The 23,807-nt window shown below is 33.3% G+C and carries 19 protein-coding genes; 9 read left to right on the top strand and 10 right to left on the bottom strand.

What is annotated here, in order from left to right; translation table 11 throughout:
- The first annotated feature begins 15 nt into the window (after positions 1 to 15).
- From FGM02_RS01245 to FGM02_RS01230, 5 genes are all read left to right on the top strand, one after another.
- Complete coding sequence (locus FGM02_RS01245) at positions 16 to 4,341, top strand: translocation/assembly module TamB domain-containing protein (RefSeq protein ID WP_166461109.1); 4,326 nt, start codon at positions 16 to 18, stop codon at positions 4,339 to 4,341.
- A gap of 55 nt (positions 4,342 to 4,396) precedes the next feature.
- The gene (locus FGM02_RS01240) at positions 4,397 to 5,305 is read left to right on the top strand and encodes a nucleotidyltransferase family protein (RefSeq protein WP_139956164.1); all 909 of its coding nucleotides are present in this window, start codon (positions 4,397 to 4,399) and stop codon (positions 5,303 to 5,305) included.
- Positions 5,306 to 5,552: 247 nt separating this feature from the next.
- Positions 5,553 to 6,539 carry a 6-phosphofructokinase gene (gene pfkA / locus FGM02_RS18165; RefSeq protein WP_208021461.1) on the top strand — a complete coding sequence of 329 codons (987 nt, stop codon included), beginning with the start codon at positions 5,553 to 5,555 and terminating at the stop codon, positions 6,537 to 6,539.
- A gap of 30 nt (positions 6,540 to 6,569) precedes the next feature.
- The gene (gene gap, locus FGM02_RS18160) at positions 6,570 to 7,568 is read left to right on the top strand and encodes a type I glyceraldehyde-3-phosphate dehydrogenase (RefSeq protein WP_208021460.1); all 999 of its coding nucleotides are present in this window, start codon (positions 6,570 to 6,572) and stop codon (positions 7,566 to 7,568) included.
- 120 nt (positions 7,569 to 7,688) lie between these two features.
- Positions 7,689 to 8,051 carry a methylglyoxal synthase gene (locus FGM02_RS01230; protein WP_139956162.1) on the top strand — a complete coding sequence of 121 codons (363 nt, stop codon included), beginning with the start codon at positions 7,689 to 7,691 and terminating at the stop codon, positions 8,049 to 8,051.
- Between the two features lie 42 nt (positions 8,052 to 8,093).
- Here the strand turns inward: FGM02_RS01230 and FGM02_RS01225 are convergent, their stop codons facing one another.
- The 6 genes from FGM02_RS01225 to FGM02_RS01200 form a co-directional block, all read right to left on the bottom strand.
- Complete coding sequence (locus FGM02_RS01225; RefSeq protein WP_139956160.1) at positions 8,094 to 10,373, bottom strand: transglycosylase domain-containing protein; 2,280 nt, start codon at positions 10,371 to 10,373, stop codon at positions 8,094 to 8,096.
- Positions 10,374 to 10,381: 8 nt separating this feature from the next.
- On the bottom strand, positions 10,382 to 10,762 hold the full coding sequence (locus FGM02_RS01220) for a RidA family protein (protein WP_139956158.1): 381 nt from the start codon (positions 10,760 to 10,762) through the stop codon (positions 10,382 to 10,384).
- Between the two features lie 41 nt (positions 10,763 to 10,803).
- A complete protein-coding gene (locus FGM02_RS01215) occupies positions 10,804 to 11,454 on the bottom strand; it encodes a peptidoglycan-binding domain-containing protein (protein WP_139956156.1) in 651 nt (216 codons plus the stop codon).
- A 186-nt stretch (positions 11,455 to 11,640) separates the two neighbouring features.
- Complete coding sequence (serB, locus tag FGM02_RS01210; RefSeq protein WP_139956154.1) at positions 11,641 to 12,873, bottom strand: phosphoserine phosphatase SerB; 1,233 nt, start codon at positions 12,871 to 12,873, stop codon at positions 11,641 to 11,643.
- 89 nt (positions 12,874 to 12,962) lie between these two features.
- The gene (locus FGM02_RS01205) at positions 12,963 to 13,883 is read right to left on the bottom strand and encodes a methylenetetrahydrofolate reductase (RefSeq protein WP_208021459.1); all 921 of its coding nucleotides are present in this window, start codon (positions 13,881 to 13,883) and stop codon (positions 12,963 to 12,965) included.
- Positions 13,884 to 13,893: 10 nt separating this feature from the next.
- Positions 13,894 to 16,542, bottom strand: a complete 2,649-nt coding sequence (locus FGM02_RS01200) for a putative LPS assembly protein LptD (protein ID WP_243739322.1) — start codon at positions 16,540 to 16,542, stop codon at positions 13,894 to 13,896.
- A gap of 81 nt (positions 16,543 to 16,623) precedes the next feature.
- Here FGM02_RS01200 and FGM02_RS01195 point away from each other — a divergent pair, with 81 nt between their 5' ends.
- The 4 genes from FGM02_RS01195 (at position 16,624) to FGM02_RS01180 (ending at position 20,918) form a co-directional block, all read left to right on the top strand.
- The gene (locus tag FGM02_RS01195; protein ID WP_139956152.1) at positions 16,624 to 17,730 is read left to right on the top strand and encodes an N-acetylmuramoyl-L-alanine amidase family protein; all 1,107 of its coding nucleotides are present in this window, start codon (positions 16,624 to 16,626) and stop codon (positions 17,728 to 17,730) included.
- A gap of 57 nt (positions 17,731 to 17,787) precedes the next feature.
- A complete protein-coding gene (locus tag FGM02_RS01190) occupies positions 17,788 to 18,738 on the top strand; it encodes an MlaD family protein (RefSeq protein ID WP_139956150.1) in 951 nt (316 codons plus the stop codon).
- A gap of 14 nt (positions 18,739 to 18,752) precedes the next feature.
- A complete protein-coding gene (locus FGM02_RS01185) occupies positions 18,753 to 20,060 on the top strand; it encodes a (Fe-S)-binding protein (protein ID WP_139956148.1) in 1,308 nt (435 codons plus the stop codon).
- 78 nt (positions 20,061 to 20,138) lie between these two features.
- Positions 20,139 to 20,918: a (Fe-S)-binding protein gene (locus FGM02_RS01180; RefSeq protein ID WP_139956146.1), complete on the top strand. Its 780-nt coding sequence runs from the start codon at positions 20,139 to 20,141 to the stop codon at positions 20,916 to 20,918.
- Positions 20,919 to 20,964: 46 nt separating this feature from the next.
- Here the strand turns inward: FGM02_RS01180 and FGM02_RS01175 are convergent, their stop codons facing one another.
- The 4 genes from FGM02_RS01175 to def form a co-directional block, all read right to left on the bottom strand.
- A complete protein-coding gene (locus FGM02_RS01175) occupies positions 20,965 to 21,693 on the bottom strand; it encodes an SDR family NAD(P)-dependent oxidoreductase (RefSeq protein ID WP_166461108.1) in 729 nt (242 codons plus the stop codon).
- Between the two features lie 4 nt (positions 21,694 to 21,697).
- The gene (gene mazG, locus FGM02_RS01170) at positions 21,698 to 22,477 is read right to left on the bottom strand and encodes a nucleoside triphosphate pyrophosphohydrolase (protein ID WP_139956142.1); all 780 of its coding nucleotides are present in this window, start codon (positions 22,475 to 22,477) and stop codon (positions 21,698 to 21,700) included.
- 170 nt (positions 22,478 to 22,647) lie between these two features.
- Positions 22,648 to 23,070, bottom strand: a complete 423-nt coding sequence (locus FGM02_RS01165; protein WP_139956140.1) for a DUF5606 family protein — start codon at positions 23,068 to 23,070, stop codon at positions 22,648 to 22,650.
- A 57-nt stretch (positions 23,071 to 23,127) separates the two neighbouring features.
- Positions 23,128 to 23,715, bottom strand: a complete 588-nt coding sequence (gene def, locus FGM02_RS01160; protein ID WP_139956138.1) for a peptide deformylase — start codon at positions 23,713 to 23,715, stop codon at positions 23,128 to 23,130.
- Positions 23,716 to 23,807: the final 92 nt, after the last annotated feature.

Genomic DNA, 23,807 nt, shown 5'->3' with positions numbered 1-23,807 from the left:
AAATTGGGTTCCTATGTGACCAATACATTACAAAATAAATTTGATGTGTATATCTCGGTTGGACAAATGGATTTGTCGTACTTAGGTTTTATAAAGTTAAAAGACATTCTCATTAGAGATCATCATGACAATACTTTAATAGCAGTAGATAAATTAGAAACTTCTTTATTGAGTTTTAAAGAAATTTTAGAGAAGAAAGTTGATTTAGGAAAGGTTTCTTTAGCAGATGGAGAGTTTTATTTAACAACCTATAAAGGTGAAGAACAGTCTAACTTGACAATATTTTCTTCCAAATTAGCTAAGAAATCAAAAAACAAAGACGACCTGTTTTTATTAAATGCCCTGCAAATTGCTGTTGACGGTATTGATTTTGAGATTCGAAACAAGAATAGAGAAAAAGGAGACTTGATTGCCTATTACAAAAATATAAAAGGTCAGGTATTTGATTTTGAATTGAAAGGAACCGATATTTCTGCAAAACTCCGAGAGTTATCCTTAGAAGAAAACCACAATTTAAAAATTACTGCTTTTAAAACAGATTTTGTTTATACGTTAAGCAGAATGGATTTTAAGAATACCAGTTTAAAAACGGAACATTCTAAAATAAATGCGGAAATCATTTTTCATTACGAAGGAGATGATTTGAAATATTTTAACGACAAAGTACAAATCCATGCCGATTTAAAAGAGTCGTATATATCAACCATCGATTTAAAAAAGCTGTATAAAGAATTTAACGGCGTAGAAACTTTTTATATAAAAACAGGTTTTAGCGGGACGGTCAATAATTTTAAATTGGCGCATTTAGATTTGTTTTCTAAAAATAATTTGGTTTTAAATGGAAGCTACCATATAAAAAATAGTGCTTTGGCCGATGCTACTTTTTCATTAAAAGGGGTGACCAATAAATTTTCTTCGAATTACGACATGCTGAAGGACCTTTTTCCAAGATTGGTTGGTACGAATATGCCAAGCGAATTTAAGAAAATAGGTGATTTTTCTATGGAAGGAGCCTCACTCATAACAAGTGATACCATTGATTTAGACGTTTCTATTGTGTCGAGCATAGGCGAGGTAACAACAAAATTATTATTGACCGAGGTAAGTAAAATAGATGAAGCTTCGTTTAACGGACATATAAAAGTAACCGATTTTGATTTGGGCTTAGTGGTGAATGATTCTTTACTTGGCGAAATTTCACTAGAAGGAGACATTAAAGGAAAAGGCTTTACGGTGGCAAATTTAAATGCAAAAATAAAAGGAGATGTTACCAAGCACCAGTACAAAGGTTATACCTATAAAAATATAAAAATAAATGGTTTTTTTAAAAACAAACATTTTAACGGAAGGCTAAAAGTAAACGACAAAAATTTAAAATTGGATTTTCTAGGGCTGGCAGATTTTTCAAAAGCGGAGAACAATTTTAATTTTAAAGCCAAAGTAGACTACGCAAAATTCAATCAATTGCATTTATTTACAAAAGACAGTATTGCCATTTTGAAAGGAGATATTGAAATGAAATTTAAAGGTAATAAATTAGACGATATTCAAGGGGAAGCCCATTTTGTAAATTCTAGCTATACCAACCAAAACAAAAAATTTGAATTCAAAGATTTTAATATTATATCTGCCATAAAGGACAGTGTTAAAATTATAAGGATAGATTCTAAAGATATTGTCAACGGACAAATTAGAGGGGTTTTTAAACTTTCAGAAATTCAAAAGCTGACACAGAATGCCATGGGAAGTATGCTGTCTAATTATGTTCCTTTTCCAGTAGATAAGCATCAGTTTTTTGAATTTGATTTTAAAATTTACAATGAAATTGTAGAGGTGTTTTTACCACAAATTAAATTTGGAACCAATACCATATTAAAAGGAAAAGTTATTGACGATAACAATGAAATAAAACTATTGTTTCAAACTCCAAAACTGTCCGTATACAAAACTATTTTAGATCAGGTAGATTTACAAATTGACAATAAAAACCCGGTGTTGAATACCAATTTAACGATAAAAAAAGTTGCTACATCTGATTATATATTGAATGAAGTGAACTTGCTGAACAAAACCTTAAACGATACCTTGTTTTTTAGAACCGATTTTACTGCAGGAAAAGAAGGAAATGAACGTTTTGATTTGTCTTTGTTTTATACATATAATAAAGATCAAAAATCTGTTTTAGGTGTAAAACAAGCAAAAGTTCGTTATAAAAATGAAGATTGGTTTGTGAATCCAGATGAGAATGCAAAAAACAAAGTGATTTTTGATATTGAAAAAGAAGAATTCAATTTCGAACAATTTGATTTGGCTTCAAGAAATCAAAAAATTCATTTTTCAGGTGTCATTAAAGATTCTACTTACAAAGATTTAAAAGTACATTTTGACAAAGTAAGTCTGAACGATGTTACCCCCAAAATAGACAGCTTGTCCTTAAAAGGAATTGTTAATGGTAAATTAAATTTTAAACAAGAAGCCGGAATTTACAAACCTTTTGGAGTGTTGAATATTGATGATTTTAAAATTAACAATGCTGAACAAGGCGATTTAAGTATGCATTTAAATGCAGAAGACTCCTATAAAAAATACAATGTAAACATTGAACTGATTAGTGATTCTTATAAAAACCTAGAAGCAACAGGAACCATTGATTTGACACCCAAACAACCTATCATTGATTTGGCCGTAAAGCTAGATGCTTTTAAACTGAATGCCTTTAGTCCGTTAGGAAAAAATATTTTGACAAAAATTAGAGGTTTTGCCGATGGGCAATTTAAAGTGACAGGTGCCTTGTCTAACCCGGTAATGGATGGAGAACTGTCTTTGTCCAAAACAGGTTTGTCCATTCCTTATTTAAATGTGGATTATAATTTTGTTGGGAAACCTAAAATTACCTTGGAAAAGCAATCCTTTGTTTTTAATAATTTAGAGTTGCAAGACTCTAAGTTGAAAACGCAAGGTTTTTTAAATGGAAACATACATCATAGTGCATTTAAAGATTGGATGTTAGACTTAAGAATTAGCTCTAACAGATTGTTGGTTTTAGATACCAAAGATGATGAAAATGTTAGTTATTATGGAACGGGTTTTATTTCTGGAACTGCTGATTTTATTGGGCCAACAAATGATTTACGCATCAATGTTAAGGCAAAAACCTTAGCGGGTACAAAATTTATTATTCCGTTAAGCGATGTAAAGGCCATTGAAAATTCTACATTAATTCACTTTAAAGAAGTGAAAAAGAAGAAAGGCAAAGAGTTGTTGTTTGATGGGTCGTCTATTTTAAAAAATATTCAAGGACTCTCATTAAACTTTGATATAGATGTCACCAAAGAAGCTTTGGGAGAGGTAGTGATTGATCGAGTTTCTGGAAGTTCTTTAAAAGGATACGGTTCAGGAAATATAACCATAGAAATAGATACGAAAGGAAAATTTAATATGTTTGGCGACTATCTTGTGGATAGTGGAATTTACAATTTTATCTATGGAGGAGTCATCAACAAACCATTTATTGTAAAAAAAGGAGGGGTTGTTTCTTGGGATGGAGATCCATACAATGCCGAACTTAATATTGAAGCCATTCACCAAGTAAAAGCAAATCCTAAAGCTTTGTTGGAAAGTTTGAGCACCAACAGAAAAATTGATATTGATTTGGTAACACAAATTCGAGGCAAACTTTTTAATTCTTCCAATGAATTTGATATTGTCATTCCGAATTCAAGTTCGGTTGTTGCCTCTGAGTTAGATTTTAAATTGAATGATAACGACGACAATACAAAAATGCGTCAATTCTTTTCTTTGCTTATTTCTAAGAGTTTTTACAATGAGAATAATTTGGCAGAAAACGGGAATTCGGCAATTACAGGAACCACCTCTGATATTATTTCAGGAGCATTGTCAGATATTTTTAATAAATCTGGTGATAGGTTGCAAATTGATTTGGGGTATACGGCTGGAGAAAAAAATGATTTAGAAACTCAGAATATTGATGATCAGGTAGATATTTCATTGGCAACACAAATTAATGATCGTGTGTTGATCAATGGAAAATTGGGAGTACCGGTTGGGACTAAAACCCAATCAAGTGTAGTAGGTGAGGTAAAAGTAGAAGTACTAGTAGATGAAGAAGGGAATTTACGATGGACCTTTTTTAATAGGCAAAATGAAATTCAGTATTCTGAAGAAGAAGAAGGCTATACGCAAGGAATTGGTTTGACCTATCAAATAGATTTTGATAATATAAGTGAAGTTTTTGAGAAATTTCGATCAAAAAGGAAGCGAAAGAAAGAAAAGGAATTAAAAACAGAGGAAGTTCCAATCATTTTAACGGCACCTTTTTAAATTTAAAAAAAACTATGTATCTATGCATAGTTAAAAATGAACTAAAAAAATCATCATGAAAGAACATACATTAGTAATTCTTGCGGCCGGAATGGGAAGCAGGTATGGAGGATTAAAACAATTGGATAAAATGTCGGATGACGGTGATACAATTATCGATTTTTCTCTATTTGATGCCATCGAAGCAGGTTTTAAGAAAGTTGTTTTTATTATTAGAGAGTCTTTTAAAGAAGATTTTAAAAAGATATATGACGAAAGACTAAAAGGAAAAGTTCAGGTGGAATATGTTTGTCAAGAAATTGAAAAAATTCCAGCAGGTTATAAAGTAAGCCCGGAAAGAGTAAAACCTTGGGGAACCGGTCATGCCACTTTAATGATCAAAGACGTAGTTGATGGTAATTTTATAGTAATAAATGGAGATGATTTTTACAGTAAAGGAGCCTTTAAAACAATTATCAAAGCCTTAGACGCTTTAGATGTGGACTCTTATAATATGTGTATGGTTGGATACAATTTAAAAAACACCTTGTCAGATAATGGCTATGTATCAAGAGGAGAGTGTTTTGTAAATGAAAACATGGAGCTTACCAATATTATTGAAAGAACACATATTGAAGAAATTGACGGAGTCATAAAAAGACAAGATGAGGCTGGGAATTTAGAAACTATGGCAGAGGATACCATCGTTTCAATGAATTTCTGGGGATTTACACCTAAATATTTAGAAGCGCTAGAAGAAGGATTCAAATCTTTCTTAGCAGAGCGCTCTACAGAATTAAAAAGTGAGTTTTACATTCCAACGGTTGTGAATTCAATTATCGAATCAGGAAAAGGAAGCGTTAAAGTTTTGACTTCAGATGCCAAATGGATGGGGGTTACTTATGCAGAAGATAGACCTGTTGTTGTTGGTGAAGTAAATAGGTTGAAAAAGGAAAATATATATCCTAGAAACCTTTGGCAATAATCATTTTTTTTGAGTAATTTTACAAGTAAGAAAAAGTCAAAGCGAGAATTATTGTAAATCTTGTTAGACTTTTTTTTTGCGCGTTTATTATTTATTGTCAAAATAACACTTATTTATAAGTTGTTGTAATACAGTTAGTTTTGAGGTCTTTTAGCAATAAATAAACCGAAAACGTTTTCGTATAAATATAGAGTATTTACACGGTAGATGGTAAATAAGCAGTAATTTTATACAATATTATAGAAAAATGAACATACAACTAAAAAAAGTAGCAGTAATGACCTCAGGAGGAGATTCTCCAGGGATGAATGCTGCCATAAGAGCCGTGGTTAGAACCTGTGCTTATTATAAAGTAACCTGTGTTGGAATTTACCAAGGTTACCAAGGAATGATTGAAGGCAAATTTATTGAAATGGGTCCTCGAAGCGTTAATAATATTATTAACAAAGGTGGAACAATGTTGCAGTCAGCTAGGTCAAAAGAATTTATGACCGTAGAAGGTAGAGCAAAAGCCCATGCAAATTTAGTTGCTGAAGGAATTCAAGGTTTGATCATTATTGGAGGTGACGGTACGTTTACTGGAGGTATGATTTTTAACCAAGAGCATAATTTTCCAATTATTGGAATTCCTTGTACAATTGACAATGATATTTATGGTACTCAATATACTTTAGGTTATGATACAGCTTTAAATACCGTAGTAGAAGCTATTGATAAAATTAGAGATACCGCGTCATCTCACAACCGACTTTTCTTTGTGGAAGTAATGGGAAGAGATGCTGGATTTATTGCCTTAAATGCAGGAGTTGGAGCAGGAGCTGAAGAAATTTTGATTCCTGAAGAAAACATTGGTTTGGAAAAAATGTTGGCTTCTTTGATTAAAAGTAAAGAGTCAGGAAAAACATCAAGTATTGTTGTTGTCGCCGAAGGAGAAAAAACAGGAAAGAATATTTTTGAATTGGCAGAATATGCTGAGAAGAATTTACCTGAGTATGATATTAGAGTTTCTGTATTAGGACACATGCAAAGAGGAGGAGCTCCTAGTTGTTTTGATAGAGTATTGGCAAGTAGATTTGGTGTAAGTGCTGTTGAATTGTTAGTCTCAGGATCTTCTAATTTAATGGTTGGTTTTGTAAACAATGAAATTCGTTACACAGCCTTAGAAAAAGCAGTAAAAGAACATCATAATATCGACCACGAATTAATGCGTGTTGCTGATATAATGAGTATATAATAAACAAAGAATTATTTAAATTTAAAGAAGATGATTAAAATAGGAATTAATGGATTCGGTAGAATCGGAAGATTTGCTTTCAGATCTGCTGTAGCAAGAGAAAATGTACAAGTAGTTGGTATCAACGATTTATTAGACGTTGATTATTTAGCTTACATGTTAAAGTACGATTCAGTACATGGACCATTTAACGGAACTGTTGAAGTGGCTGATGGAAAATTAATCGTTAACGGAAACGAAATTAGAATTACTGCTGAGCGTAATCCTGCTGACTTGAAATGGGATGAGATTGGTGCTGAATACATTATTGAATCTACAGGTTTCTTTTTAACGAAAGAATCTGCTGGTGCTCACTTAGAAGCTGGTGCTAAAAAAGTAGTATTGTCTGCTCCATCTAAAGATGATACGCCTATGTTTGTAATGGGTGTTAACAATACTGAGTTAAAAGCTGATGAGGCTATTTTCTCTAACGCATCTTGTACAACTAACTGTTTGTCTCCTATTGCGAAAGTATTAAATGATAACTGGGGTATTACAGGTGGTTTAATGACTACTGTACATGCTGCAACTGCAACTCAAAAAACTGTTGATGGGCCTTCTATGAAAGACTGGAGAGGTGGACGTTCTGCAATCCATAACATTATTCCTTCTTCAACTGGAGCTGCTAAAGCTGTAGGGAAAGTAATTCCTGCATTGAATGGAAAATTAACTGGTATGGCTTTCCGTGTTCCTACAATGGATGTTTCTGTTGTTGATTTAACGGTTCAATTAGACAAGCCTGCTACTTATGCTGAGATTTGTGCTGCTATGAAAGCTGCATCAGAAGGATCTATGGCTGGTGTTTTAGGTTATACTGAAGATTTAGTTGTTTCTCAAGATTTCGTTGGTGAAACTCGTACTTCTGTATTTGATGCTAATGCTGGTATCGCATTGACTGATAACTTCGTAAAAGTTGTTTCTTGGTACGATAACGAAATTGGTTACTCAACTAAAATCGTTGACTTAATTGAATATGCTGCTACTTTGTAAGCACAGTTATTTAAAATAATAAATATCCCGATTTGTTTTCAAATCGGGATATTTTGTTTAAAATGTATTTGTAAGTTGGCGACAATTAATTACTTTACACCCGAAATTTGAAATTTAATTATGGAGATAGCTATTATTGCTCACGATGGTAAAAAAGCAGATATGGTTCAGTTCCTTATGGAGCATAAAGAATTATTAAAAGCAAAGGAAATTAGTTTGATTTCTACTGGAACAACAGGTTCTAAAGTAGAAGCAGCTGGATTGACAGTACACCGATTTTTGTCTGGACCGTTAGGTGGAGATGCACAAATTGCAGCGAGAGTTGCAGAAGGAAAAACAGGAATGGTTATTTTCTTTAGAGACCCTTTAGAAAAACACCCACACGAACCGGATATTTTTATGTTGATGCGCTTGTGTGATGTATACAATGTTCCCTTAGCAACAAATCCTGCTACCGCAACCTTATTGATAAAATCAGTATAAAAAAAGCCTCTAAAAATATTTTTAGAGGCTTTTTTTATCACTTTATTGACTACCGTCTTTCGGCTTTTTACGACCAAATAAGCGGCTAAAGAAACTTCGTTTTTTCTTTTCTTTTTTTTCTACTCTTTCTTTATCAAAGATGTCAAATATTTTTTCAATTGTATTTTCTTCTCGGTAAAATTCACAGTCACAATCTTCCATGATTTTTTTATCAAAAGAAGGAAAACCAGCTGCCAAATTAGCATTTATTTTTTTTGAATCGTAGTTTTTTGAAAGTACAGATGCTACAATAGGTAAAGCAGCAACAGAACCTCCGCCTATGCCAGGAGCAAGGTTGATACTAGGATATTTACAACCCACCCATGATCCGATAATAAACTTGGAGTTAAAACCAATAAACCATGAATCACTATAATTTTGTGAGGTTCCCGTTTTTCCAGCCCAATCTCCTTTGGCTTGGTATTTTGTTTTTAGCTTGCTAGCCGTTCCTTGTGCAACAACCCCTTTTAATAAATACTGCATGGTTTCTAAAGTAGTGGCGCTAATGCCTTCTGTTTTGTTTTGTTGTTGCGTTGCAGTATGTGTGTAAATAATTTCTCCTTTGGGCGTTTTTATAGTCTTGATATAATACGGACTGACAGGAGCTTTTCGCGTAGCAAAAGCAGTATAAGCATGTACAAGATTTTGCAAAGAATAGCTGCTTGCGCCTAAGGCCGTTGAAGGAACATCTGGAAGTATTTTTGTTAAGCCAAGTGCATTTGCTGTATTCTGAAGTTTTTCATTTCCAACTTGTATATAGGTCTCAATGGTTGGAATATTCATGCTTTTGGCCAATGCACCTGGCATTGAATAATAGCCACCTTCAGAGTGGTCGTAATTTTCAGGTTTCCAATCGTCAAAATCGCCATAGGTTTTTATTTCGTTATTTATCCAGTCACAAGGTTTTTGACCATTTTCTATGGCTGCGGTATATACAAAAGGTTTAAAGATAGACGCTGCTTGGCGTTCACTATTTAATAAATTATAAGGTAAAAATTCGTAACTATTTCCTCCTACATAAACTTGTACAGCACCACTGCTAAGATCCATTCCGTAAACAGCCGCATTGATCATTTTTAAATAGTGTTGAATAGAATCAAGCTTAGAACTATTTTGATAAGTAGATTTCCAGTCAAAAAGCAAACGTTGTTCTTTTTTATTTGCAGCATCTAAAATGGCGTTCTTACTTAGTTTCAACTTTTTTAAATAGCGATATTCTTTTGTAACTTCCCATTCTTTTTTTACAATGTTTTGGATGTCTTTTTTTCTTTTTAAGCTGCGCCAATAGTTATCCATCGATTTTTGAAGTTTTTTCAAATGATTTTCACGGGCGTCTAAGGCTGCATTTTGCAATTCAGAATTGAGGGTAGTTTCAATAATCAAACCATCTTGTTCCAAGTTCCATTCCGTACCGTCATCTTTTAAAGATTCTTTAAGAATAAGGCTGGCTTTGTTTTTTGTAAGTTGTAAAAAATAACCGTTTGGGTTTTCTACTAATAAATTTTTATAATTTGTGTGTAAAGGTTCTTGAGTTGTTTTTTTTAAATTTTCATTAGATATAGAACCTGCTTTATACATTTGATGCAATACAACATTTCTTCTGCGCAAAGCATGATCTGGATGTTTTCTAGGGTTGTAATAGGTGTTTGCTTTTAGCATTCCTACAAGTACAGCGCCTTGTGCTACACTAAGATTTTGGGTTGTTGTTGAAAAATATCTTTGCGATGCTGTCTCAATTCCATACACACTTTCTCCAAAAGGTACCGTGTTTAGGTATAAGGTAAGGATTTCGTTTTTTGAATAAATATGTTCCAGCCTGTTGGCAAGTATGGCTTCTTTTGTTTTGTTTACCGGCATTGATAAAAAAGAAAAATCTTTTCTTTGAAATAAATTTTTTGCCAGCTGTTGCGAAATAGTACTCCCACCACCTGAAGAGCTGTTTCCTAAAAGCAAGGTTTTGACCAAGACTCTCGTCATTGCAATTTTGTCAATTCCATTGTGTTCGTAAAAACGAACATCTTCAGTTGCAATTAAGGCTTCAATTATATGTTTTGGAATTTTATCGAAGCTTATTTGTGTACGATTTTTGTAAAAATATTTTCCTAGAATTTCCCCATCGTCACTGTAAACAATGCTGGCTTCTGATTGTTTTATATCCGTTAACGCTGCATGGCTAGGAATAGGTCCAAAGCCACCTACAAGCACAGTTCCAATAAATAAGGCTACTAGGAAAGAGAATAAAAATCCTAGTTTTAAAAGAAAAATTAGCGTTTTACGAAGCATTTTTTATGTTATAAGGAAGCAATCATTGATATTTCAATATGCACATCCTTTGGCAATCTAGCTACTTCTACGGTCTCTCTTGCTGGAGCCGTGGCTTCATTAAAATAACTGCCATATACTTCGTTTATTTCTCCAAAATTATTCATATCACTAATAAAAATGGAAGATTTAAGAACGTTTTCAAAATTCATGCCTGCCGCTTCTAACACAGCCTGCAAGTTTTGCATGACACGGTGTGTTTCGTTTTTAATAGAATCCAAAACAAATTCATTGGTAGCTGGATCGATCGCTATTTGTCCGGAAATATATAAAGTATCCTTGTTTAATATGGCTTGATTATAGGGGCCTAAAGGAGCTGGCGCGTTCGTTGTATGGATGATTTTTTTCATTATATTCTCTTAAAGGGGATAAAAATTAGTAGACAGTAGTTCTATTTAAACAAGGCATCCAAAGTCAAAGGATCTATAATTCCATCAGGAAAAAGATCGTTTATTTCTTCAAATTCTGTGATGGCATCTTTGGTTTCGCTTTTGTACAAGCCATCAATTTTAATAGAAAAACTTAAGGTGTTTAATTTTTTTTGGACTTCATAAACCAATACACTGCTATGTCCATAACGCATCACTGTATTCGGATCGTATAGGTTTTTAATTTTTTTGTTATGTATTGCGTTTTGGTACTCTTTTAAATCTGTTCCTGTTTCTTCAAGGTGTTTGATTTCGGTATTTGAGAGTCCGTCTTTTTTTAAGTTTGCTGAGTTTTCTAATTTTCGTTCATAATAATGAAGAGTGGCTAATTTTTCACTGTACTTTGCAACGGCTTGCTTTGTTGCGTCATCATCCTCTTCAGGGGTTCTAACGTCAATATTATTGGCAGTCCATTGCAATTTGGTAAAACTATTTAAATCTTCTATGGCGTTGTGGTAGTTTAAAACCAAATCTTGGTTGTGATAGTCAAAATCTAAGGTCTTTTCTGAGCTATAGTTTATTTCTGAAGTATGGTACCTTTTGTATTGATTGTACTTTCCATAGCCAATTAAACCAACAATAATTAAAAGCAGGAAAATAATAAGTTGTTTCATAATAGCGAATTTGGATAATTGTGGTATTTCTAACAAAAATAGGCAAAAGTTTTATAAGAATCGAGTTTAGAATTTTTCTTACGAAAACGATGACGGTTGTGAGGATAAGAAGTTTGATCTTCTCCTAAAAAAAAGAAACCTCAAGCAACTAAATACTTGAGGTTTTGTTATGAATTTTTCAGAGACTTATGCTTCGTCGTCTACTAAATCTATATAGCGATCGTGGTATCCTAACAAATACAAAACTCCATCTAGTCCAATACTAGAAATAGAACTTTGTGCATTTTTTTTGACTTTCGGTTTTGCATGGAAAGCAATTCCCAAACCTGCTAAATTTAACATCGGTAAGTCATTTGCCCCATCACCAACAGCAATAGTTTGTGCGATATCAATATTTTCTTCTTTGGCAATTTGTGCTAAGAATTCTGCTTTTTTATTACCATCTACAATATCTCCTAAATAACCTCCTGTTAAGGCACCATCTTTTATTTCTAATTGATTGGCGTGTACATAGTCAATACCCAATTCTTTTTGTAAATAATGACCAAAGTAGGTAAACCCACCAGATAAAATAGCGGTTTTAAAACCATAGCTTTTTAAGGTTTTCATTAACCTGCGTGCTCCTTTTGTAATCGGTAAGTTGATGGCAACATTGTGAAGAACTTCTTCACTTAAGCCTTCTAACAATGCCATACGCTTTTTAAAACTTTCGTTAAAATCTATTTCCCCATTCATGGCAGATTCAGTGATGGCTTTTACTTGTTCACCAACACCCGCTAATTCTGCTAATTCATCAATAACTTCTGTTTGAATCAAGGTAGAGTCCATATCAAAACAAACCAAACGTCTGTTTCTTCTAAAGATGTTGTCTTCTTGGAAAGCAATATCTACATCTAATTCATGAGAAATTTCCATGAATTTTTCTGTAACATAGGCCTTGTCTTTGATTTCTCCTCTGATAGATAATTGTACACAAGCTCTAGGGTATTCGTCTTTATGTACTAAAGAAGTTCTACCTGTCAATCTTTTAATAGAATCAATATTTAAGTTGATGTCAGAAATGACACTGGTTACTGCTGAAATTTGTTCTGCCGCCAATTTTTCACCCAAAATGGTCACAATATATCTATGTTTCCCTTGCGAGTTTACCCATTTTTCATATTTTTCAAGAGTAATAGGTCTAAACTTCGCTGTAATTCCTAATTCATAAGCTTTGAAAAGTAAATCTTTTAAAACCGGTGCAGCACTCGATTTCGCTTTTATTTCAAACAATATTCCTAAGGATAAGGTATCGTGAATGTTTGCTTGACCAATATCTAAAATCTTAGCTCCATATGCCGCTAATACGCCAGTTAAACTAGATGTTAACCCAGGTTTGTCTTGTCCGGAGATATTTAATAAAATGATTTCTTTTTTCATCTTGAATGAGATTTATTATAGGTTGCAAAATTGCTTAATCTTATTGATATATAAAAGTATATTACTACTTTATTTATTGGGATTTATTTTTAGGAGTTCATCATTTTTCTGATAGTTTTTACCAAGCTGATTGAAGCCTCAATTTCTTCTTTTCGAATGGCCACACTTTCAATATTAAAACCAATTGGGATCTTTTTTTTTCGTGCGTAATCCAGTAATTCTTGCGCTATTTTGTTGCACATTTCAACGGATTCTTCTAAAATATTATTGGAATGTTTCAAATCAGCTTTTAGCCAATTGGGAATGTCAATTCCTAACCAGTTCATAAATTCCAGCGTTTTTACAGAGCCACAAGGGGTTAGTGTAAAAATAATAGGGACGAGTTCTTTTTGATTTTCTTGTGCCCAATAATAATAGTCGGCTAAAAAATTCTTGCTGCTTTCTAAATTATAAACACACTGAGAAATAAAAAACTGACAGCCATTTTCTATTTTTTGAAAGACTCGTAGATGTTCATCCCCTTTTTTTAAATGTCTTTCAGGAATGGTGACTCCGCCTAACAACATTTGTGGGTTGTTGGCTTTTTTTATTTGATACGCTTCTTGAAGCGCTAATTTTGTATGTTGGTTTTTAGAAGGAGCCCCAACAAAAACACAGGTGTCTGTAGTGCCGTTTTTGTTACAAATCCATTGGACAAAGTCTTCCTTATTTTGTTTTCCAATACTTTTGTAAATAATTTTAGGAATAGCCAATTCAGATAAATAATGCTGGGCGTAGGTATCAGGGTCTAAGGTAGAAAGAAAAGGAAAAGGTCTAGGAGCGTCTGTTCTAGAAGATTCATCTTGAAGGTCGTATAAAATTAAGCCATCTAAATTCAAGTCTTTTAGTCGCTCTATTTGCTTTTTAGCAATGGTATGAATTTTTTCTGGGTCAGTGTTTAATTTTGGAGGTGTTAGCCCATAAAACAATAGGCCAGAATTTTTATTTAAAATTTTCTCTTTTAACAACATTACAATTTTTTTAAAATAACCTTTTGTCCGGAACCTTTCTTTTGTCCCATTTCAGGTCGCTTAACATAGGTGATTTTACACCAATAAAGAAATAATAGGAAGTACGTGTACCAAAAGGAACCCAGTTAAAGTTCAACTTCCAACTGTCCAAATCTCTTGAGATTCTAATTTGAGTATAACTAAATCCTTGGTTTTTAAAATCGTAACCTGAAGAGGCACCAACTTGCCATTTAGGAGTTAATTCAAGATCACCAGAAAACATTAAGGTGTTGTTTGAAATTTCATTTTGCCGTGCACCGTTAGAATAAGTACTAGAGTAGGATAAACGCAAAGACCATGGAATGGCATTGTGATACAATTTTACCGTTTTGTCTTCGTCATCCTCTTCCTTTGGCGTTTCTTCGGTTCTGTTGTCTCCAAGGTTTTTTCCGAATAGATCTGTGTTTTGAGTATTTGCCGCATTTTCATCGGCAGGTTTGCTTTTTCCTTCTGCGGTTAAATCTTTACTAGAAAGTGAGTAACTCATGGTTAAGTTGGCACGTGTTAAACGAAACAAACTACCATTATTGTTGATGTTAAAAACATTGTATTTTTTACCATTGGCATTGATGGCATATGGGTCTAAGGTAGCCCCCATGTTTAAACTTAATTTATTTTTAAACAATTGCGTACCGGCACTCAAACTAACAGGAGACCATTTTAAAGTGTCTGCCGCCATATTGTAACTGGTAGAAAGGTTTAAGTTGTTTAACAGCTTAATTTTCCGATCTTCTTGTTCAGGATCATCTTCTTTCGGAGCTAATTTGGCTTCCAAGGTATTGGCCAAGGAAATTCCAATAGAATTTGACAAACCAGTAGAAGGCGTTCCGTAAATTCCGCCTTGATAAGGAGAATAGTTTAACAGATCTTCTGGATCTTCACTTTGTTGTACATCCTCATAGTAAAAACTAAAATCAGGTTTGTAACTTAAAGATACCGATGGTCTTAAAACATGTCGAATGGCTTTTAATTTTTTTCCATTGATTTGGTACAAACCATAAATATTTGTGGATAGGGCTGCACTTACTGAATATTCTCTAAATGCATTGAATCCTTTGATGGTATCCGTTACCACTTCACGCTGTTCGCTGTCGTAGGTTTTTTCTAAAGATTTAAAATACCAAGTTTCGTTATAATTAACACTAGGAGACAAAGTAAAATATTTCATTACTTTCATATTGGTACTTAATGAAACCGTATGTTTTGCTCCTGTTTTTGCTTCGTCAAACATTTTCTGAGAGAAAAACTCGTCATCTGTTGTGGTAATTCTATTGTCTGCTTTTAAGGCATAGTTCAGTCCAATTTTTTGAAATGCTCCTTTTTTACTTCCTGTTTTAGGGGCAAAAGGATAAATTCGATCCATGTTAAATTGCAAGCTCGGCAAGGCCATGGTAATCACTTCTGTATTTGTGTTTTGTGAATGTGAGGCAGTAACCGATAAATTAAAAGGGGTACCAACAAACTTTTTGTAATATGAAATAGAAGAACTTAAAGTATTGGTTAAAGCTTGCGAATTATTAACTTGATTCAAAGACTCTCTAAAATACTTACTACTTCCTAAGTTTACCGAGGCAGATAATCTTCCATTCGGATTGGCTTTTGAATCTTGTGAATGTGACCATCTTAAATTGAAGTTTTTTGCCTTGCTATAATCGTCAAAACCTTGTTGTCCAAAGATTAAATTTTCATAACTAAAATTAAATCGACCTGAGTATTTGTAACGAACTTTATAAGCAGACTCTGCATTGAAACCCCAACTACTATTGGAATAAATATCTCCAGTCAATGCCAAATCAAAAAAATCATTTCCTGCTATATAATACCCTCCGTTTTGCAAAAAGAATCCTTGGTTTGAAGACTCTCCATAACTAGGAATTATAAACCCAGAGGTTTTGGTTGTTGTTAAAGGGAGGTAAGCAAAAGGAAGAATAACCGGTGTGGGTACATCTGCAATAACCAAGCGTGTTGGTCCGACAATTATTTTTTTATTCGGAACAATTTTGGCTTTTTTGGTTTCTAAATAATAATCTGGATTTTTTTTATCGGAAGTTGTAAATCGAATACCACGTATAAAAATGGTTGAATCATTCATCTTTTTGGTTTTTTCACCCAAAGTAATAATTCCATCTTGTTCCGTTCTGATACCGTATATAATTGCTTTTTCCGTTTTAAAATTAAAAATAATTGAATCTTGTGTAGATTCCTCGCCACCTTGAACAAAAATTGGTCGTTGTGAATATTCGCCAACGCTGTCTTTAATTCCTTTGGCCAACACAATATTGGTTTTGTAATCAATGGTTATTTTACCTGATTTTATATTGATGTCGTTGTAAGTAATTTCTGCTTTGTCGTATAAAGTAACTAGTTTGTTAACAACGTCTTCCAATATGTAATCTTCCGCTTTGTGATCAATAATAGCATCTATGGCTTCCTTAGGAGGTAAAATGCTGTCCTTTTTAATGGAATCGTTTAAAATTATTGGAGAAACTAAACTGTCTTTTAAGCTAAGGTTTTTGTTGAGTGTGGGTGCTGCTAACGAATCAATTTGAGCATTAGATTCAGTAAGACCTACAGCAAAAAAGCTTATCAATAAAAGTATATGGTATAAATTTGTTCGCAATGCTTTATATGCTATTTTTGTGCTATTAGGTTTTTTAGAGACTTGCTTTTCTAAAACGCCAAAATTAATTAAAAAATATTCATGAACTTGTTACAAATTCTTAAAATAAAACAAATTTTTGTTTTCCTACTTATTTCGTATTTGTTTTTGGACGGATTTAGTTCTTTGGCACAAAAAAGAACCTATACAGTAGTACTTGATGCCGGGCATGGAGGTAAGGATCCTGGAAAGGTTGGTTATAAAAAATACAAAGAGAAAGACATCGCTTTAGAAATTGTTTTAGAAGTTGGTAAACGCTTGTTAAAAGAAAAAGATGTAAAAGTAATTTATACCCGTAAAAAAGATGTTTTTGTCGATTTGTTTGAACGTGGTAGAATTGCCAATAAAGCGCATGCCGACTTGTTTGTTTCTGTGCATTGCAATGCACATAATTCTCAGGCAGCAGGTTCTGAAACTTGGGTTTTAGGTCTGCATGCCAACAAAAGAAATTTTGAAGTCGCCAAAGCTGAAAATGAAGTGATTTTATTGGAAGAGAATTACCAAGAAAAATATCGAGGTTTTGACCCCAATTCTCCAGAGTCTGTAATTGGGCTGACTTTAGAACAGGAGGAAAATTTAGACAAGAGTATTAGCTTGGCAAGTGCTGTTCAAAATAATTTTAAAGGAAGCTTAAAAAGAGTAGACCGTGGAGTAAAGCAAGCAGGGTTTATTGTGTTGCATCAAACTTATATGCCAAGTATTTTGGTGGAAACTGGGTTTTTAACCAATAAAAGAGAAGGGGCTTATTTAAACTCTAAAAAAGGGAAATTAGAAATGGCAAGTTCTATTTCTAAAGCCATAATCAATTATGTCAACGGGTTGAAAATGAATACGGTGGTCACTATTGAAGCACCTAAAATTGTAGAAATGAAAAGCAGAACTTCTAGTAACAAAGAAGAAGTGTTGTTTAAAATTCAAATAGCTTCAGGGAAATCTAAAATTAGTACGGCTAGTTATAATTTTAAAGGTTTAAAAGAAGTAAAACGAGTAAAAGTAGGAAGTTATTACAAGTATTATTTGGGAGAAACAAATAGCTATAGCAAAGCAAAAAAATATTTGATTTCTGCCAAAAAGAAAGGGTATACGTCGGCCTTTATAGCGGCATTTCGTGGAGGAGAAAAGATCTCTCTGTCGGAAGCCATAAAATAGAGCGATTTGTTTTTAACCACATAAATAATTAGTAGTTTTGTTTATTAAAATTAGTTTATGATTAAATTTTCAAGAGAACTTAAAACAGGTATAGTTGCTATCGTCATAATCGCTATATTTCTTTGGGGTTATAGTTTTTTAAAAGGACATAATTTATTCGAAGGTCCTTCACATTCGTACTTTACAGAATACAATAATGTTCAAGGATTAAATACCGCCAGCGTAGTCACGATCAATGGTTACCAAGTAGGTAAAGTGGTTGATATCAAATTCAATGAGAAAATTGAAAAGCGAGGACAGTTGGTTGTAGAATTTACGGTTGAAAATGATTTTCATTTTGATAAAAATAGTGTCGCAAAAATTTACAGTGCCAGTTTAATGGGCGGTAAATCTTTGGCTATTATTCCATCTTACGACGATCCTGTTTTGGCAAAACCTGGAGATTTCTTAAGAGGAGAAATTGAATCGGATATGTTTTCTTCTTTTGGAGAAAAATTAAATCCCTTGCAAGCCAAATTGGAAAGTGTTATTGTAAGTGCAGACTCTTTATTAGTTCATGTAAATAGTGTTTTTGATGAAGAATCGAAAAACAACATTCGTGGTATTATTTCTAAGATGAACAGTACCATGGCAAATTTAGATGAAATGACCGCCACTACAGAATTGATTGTTCTTGAGAATAGAAAAAATATTCATGCCTCGGTAGACAATACTGAAAAAATCACCAATAATTTCGCTAAATTGTCTGATACTTTGGTAAATGCAAATATCGGTCAGCTAATTGCTAAAATTGAAGCGACAGTTGAAAACCTTCAAACAGTTTCTGAAGGAATGGCCAAAGGAGAAGGTACGATTGGAAAATTAATGAAGGATGATGCTGTGTATGATAATTTAGACAATGCTTCAAAGGAATTGGAAGAATTGTTAAGAGACTTGAAATTGCATCCAAAACGTTATGTACACTTTTCTTTGTTTGGAAAAAAAGAAAAGGAATATCAAAAAAACTAAATAAAATTTGACATATGCAGTACCTACCAAACATAGTTTTTGCCTTATTGCTCATAGGAGGGGTTGGTTTTTTTATTCAAAACATAAGAAAATTAAAGCGTAATATTCATTTAGGGAAAGCTATTGATAGAAGTGATCAAAAAAAGGAACGTTGGTCCAATATGTTTAAGATTGCACTTGGTCAGTCTAAAATGGTACGCAGACCCGTTTCAGGATTCTTGCACATTATTGTATATGTAGGTTTTATCATTATTAATATTGAAGTTTTAGAAATTATTTTAGATGGGCTTTTAGGAACACATCGTTTGTTTTTAGGTTTGTTAGGAAGTGCATTCTATTCTTTTTTAATTGGTGTTTTCGAAGTTTTAGCATTTTTAGTACTTGTTTCTGTTATTGTTTTTTGGGCAAGAAGAAATGTATTACGAATCAAACGTTTTTGGTATAAGGAAATGACGGCTTGGCCAAAGAATGATGGAAATATTATTTTGTATTTCGAAATGGTATTAATGTCCTTATTTTTACTAATGAATGCCACAGATATTCATTTCCAAGAAATCAATATAGGAAATACCATTAGCCAATATATAAGTCCTTTGTTTGCTAACCTTTCTGAAGGTACAAATCATGTCATAGAGCGCACAGCTTGGTGGATTCATATTGTGGGTATTCTAGCCTTTTTAAATTATTTATACTATTCGAAACATTTACATATCCTATTGGCTTTTCCAAACACCTTTTATGCGAATTTAAAACCCAAAGGGCAGTTTGCAAACAATGCAACGGTAACCAAAGAAGTGCAAACCATGATGGATCCGAATGCAGATCCTTATGCCGTTCCTGAAGAACCAGAAGGCGAACCTGAAAAATTTGGAGCCAGTGATGTTACAGACTTGAATTGGGTGCAGTTAATGAATGCATATACCTGTACCGAGTGTGGACGTTGTTCTTCTGTTTGCCCAGCCAACCAAACAGGTAAAGAATTGTCTCCTAGAGCCATCATGATGAAAACACGTGATCGAGTAGAGGAAGTAGGAAAAAATATCGATGCCAATAAAGGTGAATTCAAAGAAGACGGAAAGCAATTACTAAATGATTATATTTCACCAGAAGAATTATGGGCTTGTACCAGTTGTAATGCCTGCGTAGAAGAATGTCCTGTAAATATTGATCCGTTGTCTATTATTATGGACATGCGTCAATATTTAGTAATGGAGCAATCTGCAGCGCCGCAAGAATTAAATACCATGATGGGGAATATTGAGAATAATGGAGCTCCATGGCCTTATAATCAAATGGACCGATTGAACTGGAAAGATGAATAAAAACAGTTTTGAATTTTTTAGTATTGAGTTTTCCTTAATTCAAAATTAAAATCTCATAACTTAAAACGTATAAAAGAAATGAACGTACCTACAATGGCAGAATTAACAGCTCAAGGAAAACAACCAGATGTGTTGTTTTGGGTTGGTTGTGCAGGAAGTTTTGACGATAGAGCAAAGAAAATAACCAAAGCCTTTGTGAAGATATTAACCCACGCAAAAGTGAATTTTGCAGTGTTGGGAACAGAAGAAAGTTGTACAGGAGATCCTGCAAAACGATCAGGAAATGAGTTTTTATTTCAAATGCAAGCCATGACAAATATTGAAGTCTTGAATGCTTACGATGTGAAAAAAATTGTCACTGCTTGTCCCCATTGTTTCAATACCATTAAAAACGAATATCCTGAGTTGGGTGGTTCTTATGAAGTAATGCATCATACACAGTTTTTAAAAACCTTGTTAGATGAAGGGAAAATTTCTATAGAAGGCGGTTCTTACAAAGGAAAAAAAATTACCTTTCACGATCCTTGTTATTTAGGAAGAGCCAATGATGTTTATGAAGCTCCAAGAGAATTAATTCGAAAACTAGAAGTAGAATTAATTGAAATGAAGCGTTGTAAAATAAACGGTTTGTGTTGTGGTGCTGGAGGAGCACAAATGTTTAAAGATGCCGAAAAAGGAAACAAAGAAGTCAATGTTTTACGTACGGAAGATGCTTTAGAAATTAAACCAGATATTATTGCTACGGGTTGTCCCTTTTGCAATACAATGATGACAGACGGGGTGAAGAATAAAGAGAAGGAAGACGATGTGCAAGTAATGGATATTGCTGAAATGATTGCCAACGCTCAAGATTTGTAAAATGAATGGAGAAACTCCTGTGAGAAAGGAAAAATAATTCTCTTTTTTATAAATTCCGGAGATCTACAATGGCACCCGTTTCTAATACATTTTCACAATCTAAGTTGTAAATCTTATCGGCGACAAAATCAGGCGTATAAAGCTCCTCTTTTTCTTTTAAGTCGATAAACCTTTGTACGTTTTTAAAATCCTTTTCAGGAGAATTTCTAATAGTTTCCTGCATATTCGTTTCAACAACGCCTGGGTAAATAGCATTGACTTTTACCCCGTTTACAAGTGTTTTTTGTTCTTCGGCTATGGTTCGGGTCATCATGTCTACTCCCGCTTTGGTACTGCAATAAACACTCCAGCCCGCATAGGGTTTTATGGCTGCTCCAGAGGAAATTGAAATGATCTTTTTTTCAAAAGTAGCTTCTTTTAGCTTTTCAATGAAAATGGAGGAGAATAATAAAGGTCCTGTTAAATTCAATTGCACGGTTTTTTGAATTGAGTTTAGAGGGTTCTTTTCTATATTTCCAATGGTGCCTAAGCTTCCTGCATTTAGAATAAGAGTGAAAGAGGATACCTTTTTTAAATTGACGATTTGTAAGATAGAAGTGAAGTAAGCTTCAATGTTTTCGGGATTGGATAAATCTCCTTGTATGGAATGAACATCATTAATAGGACAAGTATTTCTAGCAATGGAAAAAACTAGATAGTCATTGTCGGCATATTTTTTAGCCAAAGCTTTTCCAATACCTTTACTTCCTCCTGTTATAACAATGATGTTTTTCATATTTCTATTTAAAATATTTTTTTGAAGCTTCCCAAAATACATCCATTTCTTCCAAACTCATATCACTTAAAGCCTTGTTGTTTTCTTTGGCTGCTTTTTCCAAATATTGAAATCGGTTGGTGAATTTTTTATTCGTTCTTTCTAAGGCGTTTTCAGGGTTCACACCTATAAAACGAGCATAATTGATCATAGAAAATAGCACATCCCCAAATTCAGCCTCTATATGGTCTTTGTTTCCATTTTTAACTTCTTCATTTAATTCCGTTAATTCTTCTTGGACTTTTTCCCAGACTTGTTGTGGCTCTTCCCAATCAAAACCAACTCCAGCGACCTTCTCTTGAATTCTACTGGCTTTTACCAAAGCAGGTAAGGATTTTGGAACACCTTCTAAAACAGAGGTTTTTCCTTCTTTTAATTTTAGTTTTTCCCAATTTCTTTTCACTTCTTCTTCGTCAGCAACTTCTACATTACCATAAATATGTGGATGTCTGTGAATTAATTTTTCAGAAATACTACTCGCTACATCACCAATATCAAAGCTGTTGGTTTCAGAGCCAATTTTCGCATAAAAAACAATGTGTAGCAATAAATCACCCAATTCCTTTTTAATTTCTTCCAGGTCATTTTCAAGGATGGCATCTGCCAATTCATAGGTTTCTTCTATGGTTAAATGCCGAAGGGTTTCAAAAGTTTGTTTTTTATCCCAAGGACATTTTTCACGGAGTTCATCCATGATATTTAATAGGCGTTCAATTTCTTTTAACTGCTTTTCTTTGGCTACCATGCGCTTATATTTGCTGCGAAAATTACAAAATATACAAGGAAGAAACTTCTTAAAACGAAAATATTCTTATTGTAATTTCTGTAAGTAGTAAGGTGATGAAAAAAAATCGGCAAGCTCTAAGTTGAGCTTGCCGATTATTATATTTGTGTATTTGAATAGTAGAACAGTACTTATGCTTGTTCAGCTGTTTTTTCTTCTTTTTCTGTTAATGTAGAAAAATCAAATTCAGCAGCAATTAATAAGTTGTACCACTGTATTACTTTCTTAATATTAGAAGGGTACACTCTTTCTTGATCAAAATCAGGTAAAATTTCTGCGAAGTAAGCTAATAAAACTTTGTTACTTTCTTTATGGCTAATAGCCGCTTTTCCTTCTTCTTTTGCATGAATAGATAAAAACACTTCTCTTAATGGTTTTTCTTCATCGTAGGTATAAATTGCAATATCATTCAATACACTTACGTTGTGTGCATTTGTTACAGGAAATTTTTTCTTTTCCGCAATAGATTCTACAATAAATCCGCCTTTAGATTGTGTGATAATGTTAAATAAACCAGCTTTTCCAGCAATGGCGATAGTTTTTGAAAGTCCCATTTAATTGTTTTTTTATATGATTTAGAGATTCTGATTCTGGTTAAGAATTGAAATCAATTATTTTTTTTTCGCATTCGGAAAACGCATTCTGTAATCTGCGTCTATTTTTCCTTTAGAAATATTTTCTAATTTTTTCTTTAGCAGTCGTTTCTTTAAAGAAGATAATTTATCGGTAAATAAAATTCCTTCAATATGGTCGTATTCGTGTTGAAAAACTCTAGCAGCAATTCCGTCTAGTACAATTTCATGTTTGTCAAAATTTTCATCTTGATAGGTAACGGTAATTTTTTCTTTTCTAAAAACATCCTCACGAATGTCAGGAATACTTAAACAACCTTCGTTAAAAGCCCATTCATCACCTTCTTCTTTTACAATTTTTGCATTGATAAAAACATGGTTAAATGTACTTAGTACCTTTTGTTCTTCCGGACTTAAATCTTCGTCTTCAGCAAAAGGAGTGGCGTCAATTAAAAACAAACGAATGGCTCTACCTATTTGTGGAGCTGCCAAACCAACACCTTGTGCATTTGCCATGGTCTCTTTCATGTTAGAAAGTAATTTTTCTAACTCAGGATAATCAGCATCAATCTCTTTTCCTACTTTTCTTAAAACAGGGTCACCATAGGCAACGATAGGTAAAATCATTTTTTAAGCTTTATAATTTATGGATGCAAAAGTACAAAGAATAAGGAGTTAATTACAACTTAATTGAAATCAAAATTCTTGTGTTACTTTTT

Source organism: Flavicella sediminum (assembly GCF_006381105.1).
GTDB classification, from domain to species: Bacteria; Bacteroidota; Bacteroidia; order Flavobacteriales; family Flavobacteriaceae; genus Flavicella; species Flavicella sediminum.
The sequence above is the reverse complement of the archived record's forward strand: the minus strand, read 5'-3'. Positions and strand labels throughout refer to the sequence as shown.

Coding starts and splice junctions, on each gene's coding strand:
- FGM02_RS01240 (WP_139956164.1), top strand. CDS start 4,397: ATGAAAGAACATACATTAGTAATTCTTGCGGCCGGAATGGGAAGCAGG.
- pfkA (WP_208021461.1), top strand. CDS start 5,553: ATGAACATACAACTAAAAAAAGTAGCAGTAATGACCTCAGGAGGAGAT.
- gap (WP_208021460.1), top strand. CDS start 6,570: ATGATTAAAATAGGAATTAATGGATTCGGTAGAATCGGAAGATTTGCT.
- FGM02_RS01230 (WP_139956162.1), top strand. CDS start 7,689: ATGGAGATAGCTATTATTGCTCACGATGGTAAAAAAGCAGATATGGTT.
- FGM02_RS01225 (WP_139956160.1), bottom strand. CDS start 10,373: ATGCTTCGTAAAACGCTAATTTTTCTTTTAAAACTAGGATTTTTATTC.
- FGM02_RS01220 (WP_139956158.1), bottom strand. CDS start 10,762: ATGAAAAAAATCATCCATACAACGAACGCGCCAGCTCCTTTAGGCCCC.
- FGM02_RS01215 (WP_139956156.1), bottom strand. CDS start 11,454: ATGAAACAACTTATTATTTTCCTGCTTTTAATTATTGTTGGTTTAATT.
- serB (WP_139956154.1), bottom strand. CDS start 12,873: ATGAAAAAAGAAATCATTTTATTAAATATCTCCGGACAAGACAAACCT.
- FGM02_RS01205 (WP_208021459.1), bottom strand. CDS start 13,883: ATGTTGTTAAAAGAGAAAATTTTAAATAAAAATTCTGGCCTATTGTTT.
- FGM02_RS01195 (WP_139956152.1), top strand. CDS start 16,624: ATGAACTTGTTACAAATTCTTAAAATAAAACAAATTTTTGTTTTCCTA.
- FGM02_RS01190 (WP_139956150.1), top strand. CDS start 17,788: ATGATTAAATTTTCAAGAGAACTTAAAACAGGTATAGTTGCTATCGTC.
- FGM02_RS01185 (WP_139956148.1), top strand. CDS start 18,753: ATGCAGTACCTACCAAACATAGTTTTTGCCTTATTGCTCATAGGAGGG.
- FGM02_RS01180 (WP_139956146.1), top strand. CDS start 20,139: ATGAACGTACCTACAATGGCAGAATTAACAGCTCAAGGAAAACAACCA.
- FGM02_RS01175 (WP_166461108.1), bottom strand. CDS start 21,693: ATGAAAAACATCATTGTTATAACAGGAGGAAGTAAAGGTATTGGAAAA.
- mazG (WP_139956142.1), bottom strand. CDS start 22,477: ATGGTAGCCAAAGAAAAGCAGTTAAAAGAAATTGAACGCCTATTAAAT.
- FGM02_RS01165 (WP_139956140.1), bottom strand. CDS start 23,070: ATGGGACTTTCAAAAACTATCGCCATTGCTGGAAAAGCTGGTTTATTT.
- def (WP_139956138.1), bottom strand. CDS start 23,715: ATGATTTTACCTATCGTTGCCTATGGTGACCCTGTTTTAAGAAAAGTA.